5 protein-coding genes are annotated in these 3,200 nt (G+C 65.3%); 1 reads left to right on the top strand and 4 read right to left on the bottom strand.

The window, feature by feature from the left end; translation table 11 throughout:
* From DBR20_RS07305 to DBR20_RS07295, 3 genes are all read right to left on the bottom strand, one after another.
* Positions 1 to 120: ACT domain-containing protein (locus DBR20_RS07305; protein ID WP_146186968.1), on the bottom strand; the 120-nt coding region annotated here is incomplete at its 3' end.
* 56 nt (positions 121 to 176) lie between these two features.
* Positions 177 to 1,049, bottom strand: a complete 873-nt coding sequence (locus DBR20_RS07300; RefSeq protein WP_108265714.1) for a hypothetical protein — start codon at positions 1,047 to 1,049, stop codon at positions 177 to 179.
* Positions 1,050 to 1,055: 6 nt separating this feature from the next.
* On the bottom strand, positions 1,056 to 1,571 hold the full coding sequence (locus tag DBR20_RS07295) for a hypothetical protein (RefSeq protein ID WP_108265713.1): 516 nt from the start codon (positions 1,569 to 1,571) through the stop codon (positions 1,056 to 1,058).
* A gap of 194 nt (positions 1,572 to 1,765) precedes the next feature.
* Between DBR20_RS07295 and DBR20_RS07290 the strand changes: the two genes are divergently transcribed.
* On the top strand, positions 1,766 to 2,674 hold the full coding sequence (locus tag DBR20_RS07290) for a LysR family transcriptional regulator (protein ID WP_108265712.1): 909 nt from the start codon (positions 1,766 to 1,768) through the stop codon (positions 2,672 to 2,674).
* A 3-nt stretch (positions 2,675 to 2,677) separates the two neighbouring features.
* On the opposite strand, the gene DBR20_RS07285 is transcribed toward DBR20_RS07290, so the two are convergent.
* Positions 2,678 to 3,200: tRNA-dihydrouridine synthase (locus DBR20_RS07285; protein WP_181393041.1), on the bottom strand; the 523-nt coding region annotated here is incomplete at its 5' end.

The raw sequence follows: 3,200 nt of genomic DNA, 5'->3' as shown, positions 1-3,200 counted from the left end.
GTCACCGAACTGCTGGGCATCGAGGATGTTGCAGCCGTGGTCGAACAACAGGCCCGACACGCGGTAGACGATGCCGGTGCGGTCGGGACAGGAGAGGGTGAGGATGGAATCGGGGCGCATTGCCCGAGTGTAGGGCAGCACCGTTGCGCGGTGGACGATGCTGTCAAATGCAACCATCAGTTGGAGACAAGGCCCAGAGCGCGCATGATTGGAGCAAGTTCCTCCCCCGCACCTCGCCAACCGGCTCCAGTTTCAATGACCCGACCCTCGCGAACAAGGTGAAAGACCGGAGTCTGCTGACGGTCGAAAGCCGCCCACCTCTTGTCCATGTACATCACGCTCATCGGCAGCTCAGGATGAAGTCCATTCCATTCGGCGATGCTATCGCCGGCCCAGTGCGGGCCATTGGGCACTACCAACACCAGCTTAGCGCGGAGCCCCTGGTAGGCAGGTTGGGCGACAATGTTCTGCAGGGCTCTTCGTGAGTGGCCACAGCGCGGATGAACGATGGCAACAACCTGGTCTCCGCTCAACCGTATCGAATCACGAACGAGGGAACCGTCAGCCTGGACAGCGTACACGGGCAGGCCGGGCGGGAAGCGGCCCGGAAGAACCCGCGGAAGCGCCGGGACATTGCTGAGCCACTGGCGGCGCAACCGTTCTGCTTGGGCAAAATCGCCCCTTGCCACGTGTAGTCCTATCAGCCTGCGATGATGCTCAGCGCCGACGGTGCCGCGCTCGACCAACAGGCCGTACTGTGCCAACGCATTGCGCAGCGGTTCGGCATCCGGTACGTAGTTGGCGAACAGCGCCGCAGCCTTGAACTGGTCCTCGATGATGCGGTCCTTGTTTCTGCAGCCGACCGCACGTGATGCCCTGCGACCCGCAACGTAGATGTGCGACAGCGCCTCGATGCGATCACGTGCAGATGCATCCAGCGTTGTCGCCTCCGCCTTCAACAGCTGTGTGTAGGTATCGGCCTTGCACATGGATACAGGGCTGATACTGGACGCAGCTCCTAGAACAAGCATCCATCCGGAGAGCAGCATGCGCGCTCAACAACCCGACATGCAGACGAACTCTGTGGACTCTCTGCACGTGGCACGGGCGACACATCGATATCCCATGTGATCCTCCACGAGCTCACCGGATTGGACATACGAGCGGTGGATATCGCGATCAACCTCATTCTCGACACGCAACCCTGGCATCAGCCGGAGTGTGCGTTCGGCACCGAACAACGACAGCAGCCGGTGTGCTTGACCGTAGCTCAGCTCGCTGGCGATGGCTTCCGTCGAGTAGCCAACCAGGCCGTTCTCGTTGAACGACAGCGAGGTCAGGAACTGCTCCAGCCCGTGCACGGACAGAAGCGCCAGCGGCGAATCCACGGGGATCACGGCGAGGTAGCTGTCCAGGCGCGCTGCGCTGGATATCTGGGCGTTCTTCTGCGCGACGAGCACCTGCTCACGTACTGATTCCCGCACACCATCGCCCGTCTGAGCGGCAGCGGCAGCGGCAGCGGAGTAAGCAAGCACCAGTGCAAGCAAAGAGACGCGTGTGCGGTTCTGCATGATGAACTCCTGTATGCGGCGGACGTGCCATGGTCAGCGTAGTGCGGGGCGTTGCGGCAGGATTGTGCGAGCGGTCTCGCGACGCCTGCATTGCAACAATTCCTATGCCACCGGCCGCCGGGGTTCGCGGGCAAAGCGGCGCTTGGTACAGACCCAAGCGATACTTGGCCTTCCACATGGCAAGCTGGTCGGTCATGAACCTGTTGCAGCTCATCCGCAGCTTCACCCGCACCGCAGAGACCGGCAGCATTGCCGCTGCGGCCCGCACCCTTGGCATCAGCGCCACCGCCGTGGGCCAGAACATCAACCGTCTGGAAGCCCACCTGGGCGTACGCCTGCTGAACCGCAGTACGCGCCAGCTGGCGCTGAGCGAGGCCGGCACGGTGTACCTGGCACAGGTGCGGCATCTCGAAGCCGATCTGGCCCGCGCGCAGGCCATGGTCACCGGCGACGTAGAACCGGCCGGGCCCCTTCGCATCGCCAGCAGCAGCGCATTCGGCCGGCACGTGCTGGCACCGCTGCTGCCCTCGCTGCAGCAGCGCTACCCGCAGCTGCAGCTGGAACTGCGCCTGACCGATCGCGCCGTGCAGCACGGCGCCGAGGCGGTGGATGCGAGCATCCGCATCGGTGCACAGCTGGAGGACGGGCTGGTGGCGCGCCCTCTGGCACGTATTCCGTTCGTGTTCTGCGCATCGCCAGCGTACCTGCAGGCACACGGCACGCCGCTGGAACCGGCGCAGCTGGCCGCCCATCGCGGCCTGCTGCACCGCTTCCCCACCGATGGCCGGCCACTGCGCTGGGGCCTGCTGAAGGATGGTCAGCGCGTGGACGCAGCATTGCCGCCGAGCATGGTCTGCGATGACATCGACGCGCTGGCCGAACTGGCCGCTGCCGGAGCGGGCATTACCCGGCTGGCAGCGTTCGTGGCCGAACCGTATCTGCGTGACGGGCGCCTGCAACCGGTGTTCGGGCCCGCCACCGACTGGAAGCCGGAGCCGATGGAGGTCTATTTCTGCGTGAGTGACCGCCGCGATTTCACCGCCAAGATCCGCGCGCTGTTCGAGCACCTGCAGGCCGGCCTGCCGCCGGCCTGGCAGGTGTAATGCTCAGCGCGGACTGAACACGCCGCGTGCGTCGCGCGGCTCGCAGCGCAGGTACTGCGGCGCCGGCACCACGCTGTCACCCAGCGCAGCAGCGGCGTGCCACGGCCAACGCGGGTCGTACAGGATGCCGCGGGCCAGCGCGATGGCATCGGCCTGGTTATGGCGCAGGATCGATTCGGCCTGCTCAGGCTCGGTGATCATGCCCACCGCGATCACCGGCATGCGCACTTTCTTGGCCTTGATCGCCGCCGCGAACGGCACCTGGTAGCCCGGGCCGACGCTGATCTTCTGGCGCTCATGCAGGCCACCACTGGAGACGTGCAGGAAATTGCAACCACGCGCGTCCAGCACCTGTGCCAGCGCCTCGCTCTGCACGATGTCCCAGCCACCCTCGACCCAGTCGCTGGCGGAGATGCGCACGCCCACGGCGACCTTGTCCGACACCGCGGCACGCACCGCATCGAACACTTCCACCAGCATCCGCAGCCGGTTCGGCAGCGAGCCGCCGTAGCCATCGGTGCGGCGG

The organism is Stenotrophomonas sp. HMWF023 (assembly GCF_003060985.1).
Lineage (GTDB): Bacteria > Pseudomonadota > Gammaproteobacteria > Xanthomonadales > Xanthomonadaceae > Stenotrophomonas > Stenotrophomonas lactitubi.
Note: the sequence above shows the minus strand (reverse complement) of the source record. Positions and strands in the feature narration are given on the sequence as shown.

Coding starts and splice junctions, on each gene's coding strand:
- DBR20_RS07300 (WP_108265714.1), bottom strand. CDS start 1,049: ATGCTGCTCTCCGGATGGATGCTTGTTCTAGGAGCTGCGTCCAGTATC.
- DBR20_RS07295 (WP_108265713.1), bottom strand. CDS start 1,571: ATGCAGAACCGCACACGCGTCTCTTTGCTTGCACTGGTGCTTGCTTAC.
- DBR20_RS07290 (WP_108265712.1), top strand. CDS start 1,766: ATGAACCTGTTGCAGCTCATCCGCAGCTTCACCCGCACCGCAGAGACC.